At 74.1% G+C, this 232-nt stretch carries 1 protein-coding gene; it reads left to right on the top strand.

Annotated features, from left to right (window positions below; translation table 11 throughout):
- On the top strand, positions 1-232 hold a 232-nt coding region (locus AC0I8G_RS26275), incomplete at both ends, for an FAD-binding protein (protein ID WP_471732552.1).

Genomic DNA, 232 nt, shown 5'->3' with positions numbered 1-232 from the left:
GACAGCGCCACGTTCGCCGGCGGGACGTCGCTGCAGGAGAGCTACGGCGAGCTGACGTCGATGGGCCGGATGCTGCCCTCCTCCCCCGGCGTCATCGCTTCCCACACCCTGGCGGGCGCCCTGGCGACGGGGACGCACGGGCAGGGCCTGCGCCAGTCGTCCCTCGGTGACGCGGTGCTGAGCGTGCGGATGGTGCTCGCCGACGGCTCCGTCGCCGAGTTCGACCGCGACC

Source organism: Kineococcus sp. AC630, assembly GCF_979255925.1.
Note: the sequence above shows the minus strand (reverse complement) of the source record. Positions and strands in the feature narration are given on the sequence as shown.